This window comes from Rhodobacter lacus, assembly GCF_042683065.1.
GTDB classification, from domain to species: domain Bacteria; phylum Pseudomonadota; class Alphaproteobacteria; order Rhodobacterales; family Rhodobacteraceae; genus Rhodobacter; species Rhodobacter lacus.
In genome coordinates, this window is the sequence record NZ_JBHUIX010000011.1 from 199,173 (window position 1) to 216,781 (window position 17,609).

General features: G+C 66.2%; 19 protein-coding genes. 9 read left to right on the forward strand and 10 right to left on the reverse strand.

Annotation, left to right across the window (positions count from 1 at the left end):
* Nucleotides 1–24 precede the first annotated feature (24 nt).
* Nucleotides 25–882, forward strand: coding sequence for a tetratricopeptide repeat protein (locus tag ACFSM0_RS10535; protein ID WP_377390096.1), 858 nt, complete (start codon nucleotides 25–27; stop codon nucleotides 880–882).
* A gap of 5 nt (nucleotides 883–887) precedes the next feature.
* The gene (locus ACFSM0_RS10540; RefSeq protein ID WP_377390098.1) at nucleotides 888–1,391 is read left to right on the forward strand and encodes a hypothetical protein; all 504 of its coding nucleotides are present in this window, start codon (nucleotides 888–890) and stop codon (nucleotides 1,389–1,391) included.
* On the opposite strand, the gene ACFSM0_RS10545 is transcribed toward ACFSM0_RS10540, so the two are convergent.
* From ACFSM0_RS10545 to ACFSM0_RS10555, 3 genes are all read right to left on the reverse strand, one after another.
* Complete coding sequence (locus ACFSM0_RS10545; RefSeq protein ID WP_377390100.1) at nucleotides 1,384–2,250, reverse strand: 4-(cytidine 5'-diphospho)-2-C-methyl-D-erythritol kinase; 867 nt, start codon at nucleotides 2,248–2,250, stop codon at nucleotides 1,384–1,386. The two genes, ACFSM0_RS10540 and ACFSM0_RS10545, sit on opposite strands and share 8 nt — an antisense overlap.
* Nucleotides 2,237–3,982, reverse strand: a complete 1,746-nt coding sequence (locus tag ACFSM0_RS10550; RefSeq protein WP_377390102.1) for a tetratricopeptide repeat protein — start codon at nucleotides 3,980–3,982, stop codon at nucleotides 2,237–2,239. Before ACFSM0_RS10550 ends, ACFSM0_RS10545 begins: the two co-directional genes overlap by 14 nt.
* A gap of 109 nt (nucleotides 3,983–4,091) precedes the next feature.
* A complete protein-coding gene (locus ACFSM0_RS10555) occupies nucleotides 4,092–5,738 on the reverse strand; it encodes an electron transfer flavoprotein-ubiquinone oxidoreductase (RefSeq protein WP_377390104.1) in 1,647 nt (548 codons plus the stop codon).
* Nucleotides 5,739–5,983: 245 nt separating this feature from the next.
* On the opposite strand from ACFSM0_RS10555, the gene greA reads away from it, so the two are divergent.
* Complete coding sequence (greA, locus tag ACFSM0_RS10560) at nucleotides 5,984–6,454, forward strand: transcription elongation factor GreA (RefSeq protein ID WP_377390106.1); 471 nt, start codon at nucleotides 5,984–5,986, stop codon at nucleotides 6,452–6,454.
* A 31-nt stretch (nucleotides 6,455–6,485) separates the two neighbouring features.
* A complete protein-coding gene (locus ACFSM0_RS10565; protein ID WP_377390108.1) occupies nucleotides 6,486–7,526 on the forward strand; it encodes a hypothetical protein in 1,041 nt (346 codons plus the stop codon).
* A gap of 95 nt (nucleotides 7,527–7,621) precedes the next feature.
* Here the strand turns inward: ACFSM0_RS10565 and ACFSM0_RS10570 are convergent, their stop codons facing one another.
* Both ACFSM0_RS10570 and mobA read right to left on the reverse strand, forming a co-directional pair.
* Nucleotides 7,622–8,206, reverse strand: a complete 585-nt coding sequence (locus ACFSM0_RS10570; protein ID WP_377390110.1) for a GNAT family N-acetyltransferase — start codon at nucleotides 8,204–8,206, stop codon at nucleotides 7,622–7,624.
* Nucleotides 8,203–8,790 carry a molybdenum cofactor guanylyltransferase MobA gene (mobA, locus tag ACFSM0_RS10575; RefSeq protein ID WP_377390112.1) on the reverse strand — a complete coding sequence of 196 codons (588 nt, stop codon included), beginning with the start codon at nucleotides 8,788–8,790 and terminating at the stop codon, nucleotides 8,203–8,205. Before mobA ends, ACFSM0_RS10570 begins: the two co-directional genes overlap by 4 nt.
* An 86-nt stretch (nucleotides 8,791–8,876) precedes the next feature.
* On the opposite strand from mobA, the gene ACFSM0_RS10580 reads away from it, so the two are divergent.
* Together ACFSM0_RS10580 and ACFSM0_RS10585 are read left to right on the forward strand one after the other, a co-directional pair.
* On the forward strand, nucleotides 8,877–9,596 hold the full coding sequence (locus ACFSM0_RS10580) for an AzlC family ABC transporter permease (RefSeq protein WP_377390114.1): 720 nt from the start codon (nucleotides 8,877–8,879) through the stop codon (nucleotides 9,594–9,596).
* Entirely contained in the window at nucleotides 9,593–9,934 is a 342-nt protein-coding gene (locus ACFSM0_RS10585) for an AzlD domain-containing protein (protein ID WP_377390116.1), read from the forward strand. The genes ACFSM0_RS10580 and ACFSM0_RS10585 overlap by 4 nt, the downstream gene beginning before the upstream one ends.
* 33 nt (nucleotides 9,935–9,967) lie before the next feature.
* On the opposite strand, the gene ACFSM0_RS10590 is transcribed toward ACFSM0_RS10585, so the two are convergent.
* The 3 genes from ACFSM0_RS10590 to ACFSM0_RS10600 all read right to left on the reverse strand — a co-directional run bounded on the left by ACFSM0_RS10590 (nucleotide 9,968) and on the right by ACFSM0_RS10600 (nucleotide 13,470).
* A complete protein-coding gene (locus ACFSM0_RS10590) occupies nucleotides 9,968–10,603 on the reverse strand; it encodes a hypothetical protein (protein ID WP_377390118.1) in 636 nt (211 codons plus the stop codon).
* 153 nt (nucleotides 10,604–10,756) lie between these two features.
* Nucleotides 10,757–11,791, reverse strand: coding sequence for an MBL fold metallo-hydrolase (locus ACFSM0_RS10595; protein ID WP_377390120.1), 1,035 nt, complete (start codon nucleotides 11,789–11,791; stop codon nucleotides 10,757–10,759).
* Nucleotides 11,788–13,470, reverse strand: coding sequence for an acyl-CoA dehydrogenase (locus ACFSM0_RS10600; protein ID WP_377390122.1), 1,683 nt, complete (start codon nucleotides 13,468–13,470; stop codon nucleotides 11,788–11,790). The genes ACFSM0_RS10595 and ACFSM0_RS10600 overlap by 4 nt, the downstream gene beginning before the upstream one ends.
* A gap of 127 nt (nucleotides 13,471–13,597) precedes the next feature.
* Here ACFSM0_RS10600 and ACFSM0_RS10605 point away from each other — a divergent pair, with 127 nt between their 5' ends.
* On the forward strand, nucleotides 13,598–14,560 hold the full coding sequence (locus tag ACFSM0_RS10605; protein ID WP_377390124.1) for an L-threonylcarbamoyladenylate synthase: 963 nt from the start codon (nucleotides 13,598–13,600) through the stop codon (nucleotides 14,558–14,560).
* A gap of 4 nt (nucleotides 14,561–14,564) precedes the next feature.
* Here the strand turns inward: ACFSM0_RS10605 and ACFSM0_RS10610 are convergent, their stop codons facing one another.
* Together ACFSM0_RS10610 and ACFSM0_RS10615 are read right to left on the reverse strand one after the other, a co-directional pair.
* Nucleotides 14,565–14,933: a ribbon-helix-helix domain-containing protein gene (locus ACFSM0_RS10610; RefSeq protein ID WP_377390126.1), complete on the reverse strand. Its 369-nt coding sequence runs from the start codon at nucleotides 14,931–14,933 to the stop codon at nucleotides 14,565–14,567.
* A gap of 25 nt (nucleotides 14,934–14,958) precedes the next feature.
* On the reverse strand, nucleotides 14,959–15,516 hold the full coding sequence (locus tag ACFSM0_RS10615; protein WP_377390128.1) for a DJ-1/PfpI family protein: 558 nt from the start codon (nucleotides 15,514–15,516) through the stop codon (nucleotides 14,959–14,961).
* Between the two features lie 159 nt (nucleotides 15,517–15,675).
* Between ACFSM0_RS10615 and ACFSM0_RS10620 the strand changes: the two genes are divergently transcribed.
* Together ACFSM0_RS10620 and ACFSM0_RS10625 are read left to right on the forward strand one after the other, a co-directional pair.
* Complete coding sequence (locus ACFSM0_RS10620; protein ID WP_377390130.1) at nucleotides 15,676–16,575, forward strand: lysophospholipid acyltransferase family protein; 900 nt, start codon at nucleotides 15,676–15,678, stop codon at nucleotides 16,573–16,575.
* Nucleotides 16,572–17,600 (forward strand): N-acetylneuraminate synthase family protein, encoded by a 1,029-nt coding sequence (locus tag ACFSM0_RS10625; RefSeq protein WP_377390132.1) that lies wholly within the window; start codon nucleotides 16,572–16,574, stop codon nucleotides 17,598–17,600. Before ACFSM0_RS10620 ends, ACFSM0_RS10625 begins: the two co-directional genes overlap by 4 nt.
* Nucleotides 17,601–17,609: the final 9 nt, after the last annotated feature.

The window sequence follows — 17,609 nt, forward strand, 5'->3', positions numbered from 1 at the left end:
GCACGAGCAAAGGACGCAGAAAACATGCGCCACACGATCTTCTCCGCAGCCCTTTTGGGAGGGGCGCTTGCGCTTGCTGGCTGCATGGGCAGCGACAAGGCAGAGGTGAACGCCGCCCTCGATTCCGTCAATGCCGTTGATGCGACGAACCTTTCCGACATCATGCTGACGGTGGGCGATCCGCGCGAGGCGGTGAGCTATTTCACCCGCTCGACGAACGAGAACCCCGACCGGATCGACCTGCAACGCGGGCTTGCCAAATCGCTGGTGCGGGCGGGCGATCCCACCAAGGCCGTGGCGGTCTGGACCAAGGTGGTGGGCATGCCCGGGGCGACCGCCGATGACAAGGTCGCGCTCGCGGAAACGCAGGTCCGCGCCAATGACTGGGATGGCGCCAAGGCCACGCTCAATACAATTCCGCCAACGCATGAGAGCTTCGAGCGTTACAAGCTCGAGGCGATGGTGGCCGACAGCGAGCAGAACTGGAAGAAGGCCGACAGTTTCTACGAGACCGCCGTGGGCCTCACCACGCAGCCTGCGGGCGTGCTCAACAACTGGGGCTTTTCCAAGCTCTCGCGCGGCGACGCCGCAGGCGCCGAGAAGCTCTTTGCCGAGGCGCTGACCTATGACGCCTCGAATTTCACCACCAAGAACAACCTCGTGATGGCGCGCGCCGCGCAGCACAAATACGATCTGCCGGTGGTCGAGATGACCCAGACCGAGCGCGCAAAGCTGCTCTACACAGCCGGGCTTTCGGCGATCAAGAAGGGCGATGTGTCGATCGGCAAGGGGCTCTTGCAAGATGCCGTCGACACCTCGCCGGTCTATTTCGAGGAGGCCGCGCGCGCGCTTGAGGCGCTCGACGCCGGCAAGCAGGGGTAGGGCCGATGCTGGGGCTGAGCCAATCCGCCGCCGCGCTGGTGCTGCTTCTCGCGGTGACGCCGATCTGCGCCTGGGTCGTCTTTACGGATCTGAAGTTCATGAAAATCCGCAATGCGGCGGTGCTGGCGCTGGTTGCCGTTTTCGCCGTGGTGGGTTTTTTGGTGCTGCCGCTCGATGTCTGGGCCTGGCGCTGGGTAAACCTGCCGGTGCTGCTCGGCATCGGGCTCTTGCTCAACATTGCGGCGGGCGTTGGCATGGGCGATGTCAAATTTGCCACCGCCGCGGCGCCCTTCTTTGCCACCGCGCCAAATCATGTGATGCTGGCCCTCATCTTGCTGCAGGCCTGCGTGCTCTCGGCCTTTGCCACGCACCGGATCGCCCGCGCGATCCCGGCGGTGCGGGCCGCAACGCCGGACTGGGCGAGCTGGGGGCACCGCAAATTCCCCTTCGGCCTCGTGCTTGTGGGCACGCTGACGGGCTATCTGGGATTTCTCGCCGCGCTCAGATAAAGCGCGGCGCCGCCGCTTCGGCCTGATCGCCAAGCGGGCCATGCGCGCTCCACCACGCGGGGGTGGTGGTGGCAAGCCGTTCCTGCGCCGCGGCCGCTGCCGCGTCACTCTCAAAAAGGCCAAAGCAGGTCGCCCCAGAGCCCGACATGCGCGCCAGAAGGCAGCCGGGCAAGGCTTCGAGCGCGGCCAGCACCTCGGCAATCACCGGGGCCAGGGCCACTGCCGGGGCTTGCAGGTCGTTGCGCTGACGCGCGAGCCACGCGATGCAGGCCGCCGCATCGGCAAAGGCCGGGATCTCGTCCATCGGCGCATTGTCCTTGCAGACGAGCGCCTTGAACACCGCGGGCGTGGCCACCTCGACGCGCGGATTGACCAGCACCGCGGGCAGCGGCGGCAGCCTGACCGGGGTCAGCTCTTCGCCGATGCCGCGCGTGCGCGCGGGGCGCGGATCAAGGCACATCGGCACATCCGCCCCGAGGTTGACCACCGCAGGGCCCGTCGCCAGCGGCACGGCGCGCAGCCGCGCCATGGCCCGCAAAGCCGCCGCTGCATCCGAGGAACCGCCCCCGATCCCCGAAGCTGCGGGGAGGCATTTGTCGAGATGGATCGCCGCCGCGGGGCCGGGGCCGTAAAGCGCCGCCGCCTTGAGCACGAGGTTTTCCGGCCCCTCGGGCACCCCCCGCGCTTCCGGCCCGGAGACCTTGAGCACCATTGCCTCGGCAGGCGCAAAGCGCAGCCGGTCTCCCGCAGGCGCAAAGGCCACGAGGCTGTCGAGCAGGTGGTATCCATCGGCGCGCTGGCCCGTGACATGCAGCGCCAGATTCACCTTGGCGGGGGCAAAAACCTCAATTTCCGGCATGATCAGACCGGAGCGGGGCCGCCCCCTCTTCTTTCAGCACAACATCGAGCCCGGCCTCAAGCTTGCGGCGCACCCGGTCGAGATCGAGATCCGGCGCCGGGCCAAAATTGAGCGCCCGATGCCACTGGAACTCCGCCTCACGCTTGCGCCCGACGGCCCAATAGACATCCCCCAGATGGTCGTTGAGGAGCGCATCGGTAGGCTTGAGCTCAACCGCGCGCTCCATTTGCGCAACGGCCTCCTCATACCGGCCAAGGCGATAATAGGCCCAGCCAAGGCTGTCGGTGATGTATCCGTCATCCGGGCGGCTCGCCACGGCCTGCTGGATCATCTCCAGCGCTTCTTTCAGGTTCTCGCGTTTTTCAACGTAGGAATAGCCGAGGTAGTTGAGCACCGCGGGCTGGCCGGGGTTCAGCTCAAGCGCCTTGCGGAAGCCCTTTTCCGCCTCCGGCCACTGGCCGGAGCGCTCCTGCGCGATGGCGCGGGCATACCACAGCCCCCAATCCGAGGGCTTGGGCGTGCCCGCCAGCGCGATCGCCTTGTCATAGGCCTTGGCGGCTTCGGCATAGCGTTCGGTGCGGCGCAGGTTATCGCCAAGCGACGACCAGACGCCAATCTCGCCGGGCGCGCTCTGGCTCAGCTGTTCCAGCACCTCGATTGCAGCATCGGAGCGGTCTGCCGCCACCATCGCCTCGGCCCGGCCGAGCTGTGCGGCGGCGAAAGCGGGGTTCTCGGGGCGCACCAGTTCATAGGCGGCAATCGCGAGGTCATATTGCTGCACATTCTCGAGGATCACCCCGGTCAGGAGCGCCGCATCGCCATGATCGGGCCGCAGCCAGAGCGCAAGCCGCGCATGCAAAAGCGAGAAGCCCGCCACGGAATCGGCATTGAGCGCCTGCGCCACGGAGAAGTAGAGTTCCGCCACCCCGTCGCGCGCCGAGCCAATGGCGGTGAAAGGCAGCGTCTCGCCCGCTTCCAGCCGGACCTTGAGCCCGGCCAGTTCCGCATCGAGCTTGGCGCCAAAGCTCTCGTCGAGCAGCTTGAGCGCATCGTCGTTGCGTTCGAGCTGCGAGAGGATCTCCAGATGCGCCAGCACGCCGCGCCGGGTGCCGTTGTAAAGGCTCGCATTCGCCCCCGAGAAGATCGCCTCGGCCCCCTCGTAATCGCCCACGAGCGCGAGCGCGAGCGCGCGGTGATAGCCCGCGAAGCCCTGCAGGCCGTCGATCTTGGCCACCGTGTCGAAGGCCTGCATCGCCTCGGACACCTGCCCCGCGCCCATCAGCGCCCAGGCGCGGTAGAGCCCGCCCACAAGCTGCCCGGCATCGGCGCCGCCATCGAGCAGTTTCAGCCCGTCGTCAAACCGGCCCTCCTGGGCGGTTTCGGCAAGCGCCACCAGCACCGCAACCTGCGTTGGCTTGCCGTCAGAGGCGGCAATGATCGCCTGCGCGAGCTTGCGCGCCGCGTCGATCTCGCCTTGCGCGACATGGGCGAAGATCGCCCCTTCCTGCACCTGCTTATCGCCACCAAAGCTCTGCAGAAGACGGTCGTAATAGACCGAAGCCGCCGCGAAATCATTGTCCAGAAGGGCCGCGCGGCCCGCCAGATAGGCCCCGCCATCCTCTTGCGCCTGCGCGGGGGGCGCGAGCGTCAGCACCCCGGCCACAAGGGCGCAGGCAGCGGCAGAGGCGGGGAACAGGCGCAGCACGGGAAACAGCTTGGGAGCGAAGGGCACGGAAAGGGTCCTTGTCGTCGGGTCGTCCGAGGGTAGCGGCCCCGGGCGGCCAGTGCAATCGGGGGGAGCCTTGGCTCCCCCCGCAACACGTCGATGTGAGATAAAAGACTCACATATTGGGGTAATTCGGCCCGTCGCCGCCCTGCGGCGTGGTCCAGGTGATGTTCTGCGACGGGTCCTTGATGTCGCAGGTCTTGCAGTGGACGCAGTTCTGGAAGTTGATCTGGAACTTCGCCTCCGCCCCCTCGCCCAGAACCTCATAGACGCCTGCCGGGCAATAGCGCTGCGCAGGCTCGGCATATTTGGCGAGGTTGACCGCAATCGGCACCGAAGGGTCTTTCAGCCGCAGATGGCAGGGCTGGCTTTCCTCGTGGTTGGTGAAGGAGAAGCTCACATTGGTCAGCCGGTCAAAGCTGAGTTTGCCATCGGGTTTGGGGTAGTCGATCGGCGCGAATTTCGCCGCCAGCCCGGTATGGGCGGCATCGGTCTTCTTGTGCTTGAGCGTGCCGAAGAAGGAAAAGCCGAAGAGCGAGTTGGTCCACATGTCGAGCCCGCCGAGCGCCATCGAGGCCCAGATCCCCCACCACGACCAGATCGGCTTGACGTTGCGCACCGGCTTGAGGTCTTTCGCGATCGGGCCAGAGCGCAGATCGGCCTCATATTCGGTCAGCTCGTCGCCCGCACGCCCGGCCTTGATTGCCGCCGCCGCGGCATTGGCCGCCGCGATGCCCGAAAGCATCGCATTGTGGTTGCCCTTGATGCGCGGCACGTTGACCAGGCCCGCCGAGCAGCCCAGCAGCGCCACGCCCGGCGCGGTCAGTTTCGGGATCGACTGCCATCCCCCTTCCGCTATTGCCCGCGCCCCGTAGGCCACGCGCTTGCCGCCCTCAAGGAGCTGCGCCACCACCGGGTGATGCTTGAAGCGCTGGAACTCCATATAGGGGTAGAGATAGGGGTTCTCGTAGTTCAGGTGGACCACGAAGCCAATATAGACCTGATTGTTTTCAATATGATAGATGAACGACCCGCCACCGGCATTATGGTCGAGCGGCCAGCCCATCGTATGCGTGACCGAGCCCAGCTTGTGCTTCTTCGGGTCGATCTCCCAGATTTCTTTCATCCCGAGGCCGAATTTCTGCGGGCATTTGCCGGCGGAAAGATCGAACTTCTCGATCACCTGTTTCGACAGCGAGCCGCGCACCCCTTCCGAGAGGAAGACATATTTGCCGCGCAGTTCCATGCCGGGTTCATAGTTCGGCCCCGGCGTGCCATCGGCGGCAAGACCCATCTCGCCCGCCACCACACCGGCCACCCGGTTGCCGTCCCAGACAAGCTCAGAACAGGCCATGCCGGGGAAGATTTCCACGCCCATCGCCTCGGCCTGCTCGGCGAGCCAGCGGCAGACATTGCCCATCGAGACGATGTAATTGCCGTGATTCGACATCAGCTTCGGCATTGGCCAATGCGGGATCGAGATCTTGCCGGCCGCCGAAAGCAGGTAGAAATTGTCTTCCTTCACCGCGGTGGTGACCGGCGCGCCTTTCGCCTTCCAGTCCGGGATCAGCGCATCGAGACCACGCGGATCGAGCACAGCGCCCGAGAGAATATGCGCCCCCACTTCGGAGCCTTTTTCCAGCACCACGACGGTCAGATCAGGGTCGATCTGCTTGAGCCGGATCGCCGCAGAAAGGCCCGAAGGACCGGCCCCCACGATCACAACATCGTATTCCATCGACTCGCGTTCGATCTCGGCCATCTCGGGTTCCCTTCGCCTTCGGTTCTCGCGTGCACCGCGCTTGTGGTAAACTAGCTGTGCACACGAAGCAATTGTAACGCAGCGCTGCAGAGTAATATTCTTTCGCAAATGCAGCGACACGCTGCAGGCTCCGAAACGGCGAAGCAATGCCGAAAAACGTCCCCGACCCTTGACACCGGGGCCGCTTGGCGGATTTACCTCTCTGAACGACCAAACGAGCCAGTCAAAACAGGGCAAGGGCCTCCATGGAAAAGATACCGATGACTCGCGCCGGGTATGATGTGCTCGACGGGGAACTCAAGACGCTGAAAACGGTGGAACGCCCCGCCGTGATCAAGGCGATCGCCGAGGCCCGCGAGCATGGCGATCTGTCCGAGAATGCCGAATACCACGCCGCGCGCGAAAAGCAGAGCTTTGTCGAGGGCCGGATCAAGGAACTCGAGGCGATCCTCGGGCGCGCCGAGGTGATTGACACCGTGAAGCTCTCGGGCTCGGTCAAGTTTGGCGCCACCGTGACGCTGGTGGACGAGGAAACCGAGGAAGAGCGCACCTACCAGATCGTCGGCGAATATGAGGCCGATCTCGAGCGTGGCCTTTTGAACATCAAATCGCCGCTCGCGCGGGCCTTGATCGGCAAGGACGAGGGCGACAGCGTCGAAGTGCGCACGCCGGGCGGACAGCGCAGTTACGAAATCCTCTCGGTGCGCTATATCTGAGGCAAACGGGCAGTCACGAAAGCGGGCGAGAATGGGCGAGCCCAACGCGGAATCCAACCTTTCCGATCCGGGTGCGGCGCTGCGGCCGGTGCCTCGAATCGCCGCGCGCGGGCGCGGCGAATGGGGGGCTCTTGCGCTGAGCCTCGCCTGGCTCGGGCTCGTCGGCGCGTTCTGGTGGTTTGTGCCGGGCGCGGAAGGCGCAGGCGGGTTCTCCGCAGCCTCGGTGGTGATGACCGTGGTCGGCATTGTGCTGCCGGTGGTGATGATCTGGATGGCCACGATCATGGCACGCACCGCGCGCGAGATGCGCGCCGAGGCGCAGGCGCTCAAGACCTCGCTGGAGGCGATGCGCGTGGCTTTTGCGAACCAGAGCCAGATGCGCTCCGGCGCGGGTCAGGCGCTCGAGAAAAAACTCGACGAGGTGGCGATTGCCGCGCGTCAGGCGGAAACGGCGCTCGCCACCTTTTCCTCGCGGCGCGATCATGGCGTGGTGCAGCCCTCGGCTGATCGCAAGGCGGCACTCGTGGCGCCGCGCCCGGCACCGGTGGCGGATGACCAGCCCGCGCTGGCCCTCGGAACCCCCGCCGAAGAGCTCGCAGAGCCGGTCTCGGTGGCCGATTTCATCCGCGCGATGCAATTTCCCGACAATGCCGAAGACAAGGAAGGCTTCCGCGCGCTGCGCCGCGCGCTGGAGGACCGCACGATGGCCAAGCTTCTGCGCGCCGCGCAAGATGTGCTGAACCTGCTCGCGCAAGACGGCATCTACATGGATGATCTGAAGCCCGACCGCGCGCGGCCGGAGCTGTGGCGCCGCTTTGCCAAGGGCGAACGCGGGCGCGAGATCGCCGCGCTCGGCGGCGTGCGAGACCGCTCCTCGCTCGCGCTGACGGCGGGGCGGATGCGCACCGACACGATCTTTCGCGATGCGGCGCATCATTTCCTGCGCCAGTTCGACCGCACCTTCACCGACTTCGAGCAAAATGCCACCGATCAGGATGTCGCCGAGCTCGCCGACACCCGGACCGCGCGCGCCTTCATGCTGCTCGGGCGCGTGACCGGCACGTTCGACTGAACGCACCAGCGCCTGTTTGAGCGCATCGCCCCACTTCGGGGGGTCCGGGGGGCAAAGCCCCCCGGCGGGTCGCCTCGGCCTGCCGAGGCGAAAGCCTACCAGCGCCGCTCCATCGCCAAAACCGTGCGATAGCCAAACATCACCGCCGTCAGCCAGCGATCCGCCCGCCCCGTGACGGCAAAGCCGAGCCGGTCATAAAGCGCGCGGGCGCGGAGATTTTCGCCCACCACATCAAGGCGCACGCCCGCATAGCCCTGCCGCGCCGCCTCGTCGCACAAGGCCCGCATCAGCGCCGCCCCAAGCCCCAGCCCGCGAGCGCGCTCCGCCACCGCCAACCCATCCACCGAAACCATCTCGATTGGCAGATCCTGCGCCAGCACCGACAATGCAAGCCGTCGCCAGAACGCGCCAAAGCTGCCGTAAACGGCCACCAGATCCGCGCGCGTGCCCGCCACGAACGAGCCATCGCGCGTGCGAAAGCCGATCACGCCAAGCACCCGCCCCCCGTCATCGCTTGCCGCGATCACATGGCGCGGGTCGATCACCCGCTCGATATAGGCGAGCGCTTTTGGCTCCGGGCCGATCACGCGACCCAGCTTGCCGCCAAAGGCGCGCCAGTAGAGCCGCGCCGCCTGACGGCGCTGCGCGGGCTCAAGCCCATGGCGCAACACCACATTCATTGCGTGCGCCCCGCCAGACAGGCCTCGGCCGCGGCGAGGTCGTCGGGGCTGTTGAGATTGGCAAAAGGGTCGGGCGTGCCGTCAAAGCCAACCACCACCGCCCCGGCAAGATAGGGCCGCATCCGCCGCTCCCCCGCCGCGAACAGCGCGTCCAGCCGGGGGAGATCCGCCACAGGCCAGAGCGCGGCGGTGTAATGACCGCGCCCATGGCTTTGCGCATGCGCCGCCCCGCCGCGCCCGGCCATTGTGAACCGTGCCACCAGATCCGTGGGCAGAAACGGCGTGTCAACCGCCACGCTCACGAGCGCCGCAGCCCCCTTGGCCGCGGCCCAGCGCAGCCCGGCGCGCACGCCGACCATCGGCCCGCACTCCTGCTCGCCCTGCGGATCGGCAAGGACCGGCACGCCAAGCGCGGCAAACCGCGCCGGATCGCCATTGGCCGAAAGCGCCAGCGCCGAGACCTGTGGCGCGAGCCGCGCGGCCACATGCGCCACGAGCGGGCGCCCGGCGAGGCGCACAAGCGCCTTCTCGGCGCCCATCCGCCGCCCCTGCCCGCCCGCAAGGATCAGCCCTGCCACGTCCATATTGCCCCCGATACAATCGCCCGCTTGGCGCGCGGAATTCCGGCCACTACAACTCGCCCATCCCACCGTCCCGAGCAAGCCCCCCCATGTCCGAAACCTCCTCCCCCTCTGCCGCATATTGGCGCGGCGCCCGACAGGGCCTGCCGTTCATCCTCGTGATCGCCCCTTTCGGCATGCTGTTTGGCGTTGCCGGGAACGAGGCCGGGCTGAATCTCGTCGAGGTGATGGGCTTTTCGGTGCTGGTGATCGCGGGCGCCTCGCAATTCACCGCGGTGCAGTTGATGAATGACCATGCGAGCACGGTGATGGTGATCCTTGCCGCGCTCGCGGTGAACCTGCGCATGGCGATGTATTCGGCGGCACTGGCGCCTCATCTCGGCCCCGCGCCCTCCTGGAAACGCGCTCTTGTCGCTTATTTCATGGTCGATCAGGTGTTTGCGCTTGCCGATGCCGATTACCGCATCGCGCCAAAGCAAAGCCTTGCCACCAAGCTAGCCTATTACGCGGGCGCCTGCACGCCGATCTGCCCGCTCTGGTATGTCTCCACGCTCGCGGGCGCTTTGCTCGGAAAGTCGATCCCCCCCGCCTTCGCGCTCGATTTTGCCGTGCCGGTGACCTTTCTGGCGATGATCGCGCCGCTTTTGCGCTCGATCCCGCATCTCGTTGCCGCGACGGTCTCAATCGTGATGGCGCTCGTGCTCGCCTTTCTGCCCGCAGGCACCGGGCTCATTCTTGCCGCCATGATCGCGATGGTGGCGGGCGCGCAAACCGAGATCTTTCTCGCGCGGCGCAAGGAGAGGACATGAGCACCGCCGACTTCTATGGCCGCCCGACGCTGTGGCTGATCATCCTCGCGCTCGGCATCGGCACGTTTTTCCTGCGCTATTCCTTCCTCGGGCTGTTTGGCAACAAACCCCTGCCGGAATGGGCGCTGCGCTATCTGCGCTACACCGCCGTCGCGGTGCTGCCCGGCCTTGTGGCGCCGCTGGTGCTCTGGCCCGCGGCAACAGGGGGCAGCCCCGATCCGGCGCGGCTTCTGGCCGCCGCCGCCACGCTGGGCGTGGGGCTTTTGAGCCGCAACACGCTTTATGCGATCCTGGGCGGGCTCAGCACGCTTTACCTTGCGCTTTGGCTGGTGGGGTGAGCCGGGAGAGACCGTCCCCCGGCTCGACGCGGCTCAGTTCGTCACCTTGCCGATGACGGTGCCGTAATTCGCCTTTTCGGCCTGAATCATCAGCACGCCCGAATTGTCATCGGGGTCGTTGTCATAGTGATCCTTGGTGACAACCCCCGGCAGTTGGCCGAACGCCTTGGAAAGCTTGATCGGCGAGAAGGTGGCGGGCATGCTCTCAAAGCCCGGCACCGAGCGCAGCACCGCAGCGGTCTGGTTGGCGCACATCATCTTGGCCACCGCGCCGTTCGACTGCACCCGCGCCAGCAGCGCCTCGGCCGTTTCCGGCGAGACCCGCAGCGTTTGCTCACGCACGAACCAGGTCTCGCGGGCGTGGTAATCCATGTAGAACTTGTACATCTGATCGGTGATGCCGTAATCGACATCGTTCCGCTCCGGCACCGTCGGATGATACCAGGTGCCCGCCGGATCAAAGATCACGCGCTGCGAGCCGTCGATCATCAGCGCCGAATGGCCGCCGCCGCCGGTCGTTGTGCCGATCACCGTGAGCAGCGTCACCGAGGGCGGATTGCCGGTATGCACCGCCGCCGCCTTGACCGCCTCATCGGTCGCCCAGACGGATTGACCGGCACAGCCAGAAAGCATGCCCAGCGCGGCCAGGCAGATGAAAAGTCGGCGCATCTGCCGGACCCCCTATGTCGTTTAGTCCCCAAAGTGTCGCCACCTTGCCCGCATTGCGTGAAGCACGGACGACAGAAAAAGAACACTCTTCACGCGCGGGAAGCTGCGTTTTTCGGCCCGGTTGTTCTTTCTGGGCAACGCTCGGTTGCGCGCTCAGCGCAGCGACCAGAACCAGCAGCCCTCGCGCATTTCGCGCACTACCTCGCCACGCAGATAGAGATGGTTGAGATGCGCCACGGCCTCGACCAGAGCGAGCCCGTATTCCGACATGCCGATTTCTCGCTTGAACAGCACCGGGAAGCAGTCGACCGCCGTATGCGGGCGCTCGGAAAGCCGCGCGCGCAGCCGCTCGAGCGCGCCCTCATGGTTCTCGATCATCTGCCGCAGCCGGAGCGGGAGGCCGTAAAACGGCGCCTTGTGGCCCGGCAGAACAAGCTGATCGTCCTCGGCAAAAGGTTGAAAGGCGCGGCAGCTTGCAAGCCAGTCCGCCACCGGATCGGCAAGCGGCTCGGTGGCATAAACGCCAAGATTGGCAGAAATCGAGGGCAGAAGCTGATCGCCGCCAAGGATCAAGCCGTCTTCTGCGCTCCAGAGCGTTGCATGGTCGGGCGCATGGCCCTGCCCGATCCGCACCCGCCAGCTGCGCCCGGCGGCGCGGATCACGTCGCCCTCGACGATATTGCGGAAACCGAGCGGCAGCGGGTGCACGCAATCGGCAAAGTTGAACGGGCGTTCGGTGGCGCGGAACTCCTGCAACACCGGGTCCATCCCCGCGGCCCGCCAGAACGCCAGCGTTTCGGGAACCGGCAGCGCCTGCACATCAAGGCAGAGCATGCGCGCGAACAGCCAGCTCGTGCGGGTGGTCCAAAGCTCCGCACCCCGCTCCTGCAACCAGCCGGCAAGGCCGATATGGTCAGGGTGATAATGGGTGACGATCACCCGCCCCACCGGCTTGCCCGCAAGCGGCCCTTCGAGCGCCTTTGTCAGCGCCGCGCGGCAGGCCGCGCTGTCGATGCCGGGGTCGACGAGCGTCCAGCTCTTGCCCTCGTCAAGCGCATAGGCGTTGACATGGTCAAGCGCCATCGGCAGCGGCAAGCGCAACCACAGGATGCCTTCGGCAACCTCCAGCGTCTCGCCAAAGGCGGGGGGGATCTCAAACGGGTAGCGCAGGCCGTGCTTTGTCTTCATGCTCCGAGGTCATCGGGCGAAAGCGCGAAAAGGTCAACCGCCCCCGCCCGCGCCGCGGCAAGATCTGCCTCCGCCTGTGGCAGGATGCGGCGGATGTAGATAGCCGCGAGCTTCGCCCGAGCGCTCTCGGCCAAAGCCGCCTGCAGGTGGAAATGCGCCCCGAGCACCCGCGCAAAGGCGCGCAGATACGGCACGGCACCGGCAAACCGGTCCTGCGTGCCCTGCGCAATCAGCGCCTCGGTCGCCTCGCGCAGGGTCTCGGCCGCCTGCCAGACGGCTTCGGCAAGATCAGGCAGCGCCTCTCGCGCCGCCTTGGCGGCATCTTCGACCTCCTGCAGCAGCCGAAACGCGGCGCGCCCCTCGTCCATCATCTTGCGGCCCACGAGATCCATCGCCTGAATGCCGTTCGTGCCCTCATAGATCGCCGTCACGCGCACATCGCGCAGATATTGCGCGGCGCCGGTTTCCTCCACAAAGCCCATTCCGCCATGCACCTGAATGCCCTGATCGGCGACATGAATGCCGACATCGGTGCCATAGGCCTTGGCAATCGGCGTCAGGAGCGCCGCGCGGGCCTGCCACTCCGCCGCGCCGGTCGCCCGCCCCATGTCGAGCGCAACGGCACAGGCAAGCGCAATCGCGCGCGCGGCAAAGATCTCGGCGCGCATCTCGGCCAGCATCCGGCGCACATCGGCATGCGCGATGATCGGCGCAAACTGCACCCGCTCCTGCGCGTAGGCGAGCGCCTTTTGATAGGCGCCCTCGGCGATGCCGATGCCCTGCACGCCCACGGCAAGACGGGCGTTGTTCATCATCGTGAACATCGCCGCCATGCCCTTGTTCGGCTCTCCCACCATCCAGCCGGTCGCGCCTTCGAAGCTCATCACGCAGGTGGGCGAGCCATGCAGACCCATCTTGTGTTCGAGCGAAACCACCTTGAGGCTGTTGGCCACGCCCGGATTGCCCGCCGCATCGGGGAGGCGCTTGGGCACCATGAACAGCGAGATCCCCTTGGTGCCGGGCGCCGCATCGGGCAGCCGCGCGAGCACCAGATGGCAGATGTTCTCCGTCAGATCAGAATCACCCCAGGAGATGAAGATCTTCTGCCCGGTGATCGCATAGGTGCCATCGCCCTGCGGCTCGGCCTTGGTGCGCAAAGCCCCCACATCCGAGCCGGCCTGCGGTTCGGTCAGGTTCATCGTGCCCGACCAGGTGCCCGCAATCAGCTTCGGGATGTAAAGCGCCTTGATCTCTTCGGAGGCGTGATGCTCCAGCGCCTCGATCTGGCCCTGCGTGAGCAGCGGGTTCAGTTGCAGCGCAAGGTTTGCGCCGGACATCATGTCGTTGATCGCCACGCAAAGCGTTTGCGGCAGGCCCATGCCGCCATAGTCCGGGTCTGCCGCCACGGCGACCCAATGCCCTTCGGCGATTTGCGCATAAGCCTCCTTGAAGCCCGGTGACGACCGCACGACCCCGTTTTCGAGCTTGGCGGGATGCAGGTCGCCCGCGCGCAGGAGCGGCGCCATGACCTCATCGCAAAGCCGCCCCGCCTCGGTCAGCACCGCCTCCACCGTCTCGCCCGTCGCCTCGGCAAAGCGCTCCGTTTCGGTCACCGGCGCAAGCGGCACCACCTTGTCGAGAATGAAGCGGATTTCGGCAACGGGGGAGCGATAGGCCATGACGGTCTCCTTGGTGCACTCGTCTCGCGCTTGGCAAAGCTCCGCCACGCGCTTATGTCGGGAAGTTGAAGGCAGGGTAACGCAAGGGCAAACCCCGTCTAGCGCAACGCAGCGTCACAAAGGGTCCATGCAGAAAATGACCGAACGTCTGGGCGGCGATGCCGCGGGGCTCGCGCGGGCGGCAGAGCTGTTGCGCGCAGGGGGGCTCGTCGCCTTTCCGACCGAGACGGTTTACGGGCTTGGGGGCGATGCCCGCAATGGCGCCGCCGTGGCGGGGATCTTTGCTGCCAAGGGGCGGCCACATTTCAACCCGCTGATCGTGCATGTGGCCGACCTTGCGATGGCCGAACAGGTGGCCCTCTTCACGCCGCAGGCGCGCGCGCTGGCGGACGCCTTCTGGCCCGGGCCGCTCACGCTGGTGCTGCCGCTTCGCCCCGGCGCCGGGATCGCCGATCTCGTCACCGCGGGGCTCGACACGGTGGCGCTGCGCCTGCCCGCCCATCCGCTTGCCCGCGCGCTGCTTGCCAGCTTTGGCGGCCCGCTTGCCGCCCCGTCGGCCAATCCCTCGGGCAAGGTCAGCCCGACCGCGGCGGATCATGTGATGGAGGGGCTTTCCGGGCGCATCGCCGCGGTGCTTGATGGCGGCGCCTGCCCGGTGGGGGTGGAATCGACGATCCTGAGCCTTGACCCACCAACCCTGTTGCGCCCCGGCGGGCTGCCCGTCGAGGCGCTCGAAGAGGCGCTTGGCGCGCCGCTCGCAAGCGGCGGCAATGCGCACAAACCCAATGCCCCCGGCCAGCTCAGCTCGCATTACGCCCCCGGCGCCGCGGTGCGCCTTGAGGCCACCGAAAAGCGCCCCGGTGAGGTGTTCGTAGGCTTTGGCCCCGGCGGCCCGGAGGCCGACCTCAGCCTCTCGGCCTCCGGGGATCTTGTTGCCGCCGCCGCCGCGCTTTTTGCCACGCTGCGGCTGGCCGACAGGCTCGCCACCGCGCGCAAGGCCCCGACCATCGCTGTCGCGCCGATCCCGGAAAAGGGCCTTGGCCGGGCGATCAACGACCGGCTGCGCCGTGCCGCAGCGCCGCGCGGCTGAGGCTTCAGTTCATGCGCTGAAACCGGCCCCGCCCCGCCTCCTCCCGCGCGAGGATCTCGCGGGCGGGATGGGCGGCAATCGGCACGCGCCGGTCGGGCGAGATTTCTCCCGCCGCGATCAGCGCATGATAGCGCGCGCAACAGACCCGCAGAAACGAGGTAAAATTCCCCGGATCATGATCGGCTGCGCGCGCCTCGTGCCAGAGCCGCGTGATCAGCTGCGCCGTGCTCATGCCGTCGCGCAGGCCGATCTCGGCCAATGTCTCCCAGAAATGGTCCTCGATTCGGATCGAGGTGGCGACCCCGTCGATGCGCAGGCTGTGGGTATGGCTTTGCCACTGCCCCGCATCGGCCTTGATAAACAGTTCGCACATCGCGGGGCCTCCCTTCCCGTTGATGTCAAAGGAGCGCCATGAACTGCTTGAGCCACGCGGGATGCGCGGGCCAGGCGGGCGCAGTCACCAGATTGCCATCGGTCACCGCATCTGTCACCGCAATTTCCGCATAAGCGCCCCCGGCGGCCGTGACCTCATAGGAACAGGCCGGATAGGCCGAGCAGGTTCGCCCCGAAAGCACCCCGGCGGCGGCCAGAAGCTGCGCGCCATGGCAGATCGCCGCCACCGGTTTTTCCGCCTCAAAGAAATGCTGCACCATCGCGATCACCGTGGGGTTGAGGCGCAAATATTCCGGCGCCCGCCCGCCCGGGATCACCAGCGCATCGTAGCTCTCGACGGCCACCGCGTCGAAATCCGCATTCAAAGCGAAGTTGTGCCCGGGCTTTTCCGAATAGGTCTGGTCCCCCTCGAAATCGTGAATCGCGGTTTTCACCGTTTCGCCCGCCGTCTTGCCGGGGCAGACCGCGTCAACGCTGTGGCCCACCGCCAAAAGCGTCTGAAACGGCACCATCGTCTCGTAATCTTCCGTGAAATCACCGGTAATCATCAGGATCTTCGCCATCTTGCATCCTCCCTCTTGCCATGGTCGAAGCCCCAGCCTGCCGCAACCGGGCGTGGAAGTGGTGGTAGCCCGATACTACGTTCGGCCGGGCGCGAGCGCTTGACATCGCGCGGGGCGCCGCCGAAGAGAAGGCAGGACCGGAGAAGGGATCTGGCCAATATGGCGCTGAACAAGGACAGGATCGAGGACGCCTTCCTCAGGCTGATGATCGGCGCGGTCAAGCGCGTGCCCTACCGCGCGCGGGTGCGCATCTTTGGCTGGCTCACCGGCTATGTGATCGCGCCCCTCGCGGGCTTCATCACCAAGGGCGTGAAGAACCTGCAGCTGATCTTTCCGCAGATGCCGCGGGCCGAGGCGCGCGCGCTTGCGCGCCGCGTGGCGATAAATTTCGGCAAGACCACCATCGAGAACTACTCGAAGGAAGAGCTCTCCGAGGTGCTGCGCCATTGCCGCATCGACGGGCCGGGGCTTGCCGATTTCAAGGCCGCGCTCGCCGAGGGGCGCGGGGTGATGGTGGTCTCGGGTCATCTGGGCAATTACGAGACCCTGCGCGTTGCGATCCATAACATGGGATACCCGGTGGCGGCGCTCTACCGCCCGGCCAAGAACCCCTATTTCAACGCGCATTACAAGACCACGATGGAAAGCCTGACCGGGCCGGGCTTCGATCAGGGGCGGCGCGGCGTGATGGCCTTTGTGCGCCATGTGCAAAAGGGCGGCGTGGCGGCGATGCTCTTTGACGTGCGCGCCACGCGCTATGGCGATGTGGAGTTTTTTGGCCATCCCGCGCCAACCTCGCCCTTCCCGGCGGAGATTTCGCTGAAAACCGGCGCGCTTCTGTTGCCGGTCTTTTGCCACCGCTGCGAAGATGGCATCCACCACGAGGTTCATTTCGAAACGCCGATCGCGCATTCGACGGCGGCAGAGATGACGCGAGAGATGACACGGCGACTGGAGGCGCAGGTGCGCCGCTTCCCCGATCAATGGCTCTGGATCCACGACCGCTGGGGCACCGAAAAACAGCGCGCACAGCGTGCAGCAAGGAGTAAAGAGGCATGAAACTCGGTTCCCGCTCGATCGGCCCCGACCATCCGCCGCTGGTGATCGCCGAAATCGGCATCAACCATGGCGGCTCGCTCGATGTCGCCAAGGAGATGGTCCGCCTCGCCGCCGCCTCGGGCTGCGAATGCGTCAAGCATCAGACCCACATTCTCGAAGACGAGATGACCGATGAGGCCAAGCAGATCTTTCCGCCCAATGCCGATGTCTCGATCTGGGAGGTGATGGCGCGTTGCGCGCTCTCCCAAGACGACGAGGTGGAGCTCAAGCGCTACACCGAGAGCCTTGGCATGATCTATCTCTCGACGCCGTTCTCGCGCGCGGCGGCCGAGTTTCTCGAAGAGATCGGCGTGGTGGGCTACAAGATCGGCTCGGGTGAGGCCGACAACCTGCCGCTCATTCGCCACATCGCGAAGAAGGGCAAGCCGGTGATCCTTTCAACCGGCATGCAGACAATCGAGACCATCCGCGCCAGTGTCGAGATCTTGCAGGGCTCGGGTGTCGAATTTGCACTTCTGGAATGCACCAACCTTTACCCCTCGCCGCCCGAGATCGTCTCGCTCAAGGGTGTGAGCGAACTGCAAAAGGCCTTTCCGGGGGTGCCGGTGGGCTTTTCGGACCATTCGATCGGGCCGGAGATGGCGCTCGCCTCCGTGGCGCTTGGCGCCTGCATCCTCGAGCGGCATTACACCGACAGCCGCTACCGGATCGGCCCCGACATCATCAACTCGATGGACCCGGCGGAGCTGCGCTTCCTGATCGACCGCTCGCGCGAGATCTGGATCGCCGCGAACAACCCGAAGGCGCGCACCGCCGCCGAGGAGCCGGTCTACCGCTTCGCCCGCGCCTCGGTGGTGGCCGATGCCGATCTGCCCGCGGGCCATGTGATCACCGAGGCCGATATCTGGGCGCGCCGCCCCGGCTCGGGCGAGATCGCGGGCTATGATTTCGACAAGGTGGTGGGCAAGCGCCTGACCCGCGCAGTGACCCGCAACACCCAGCTCAAATGGTCTGACCTCGCCTGAGGGCGCAGG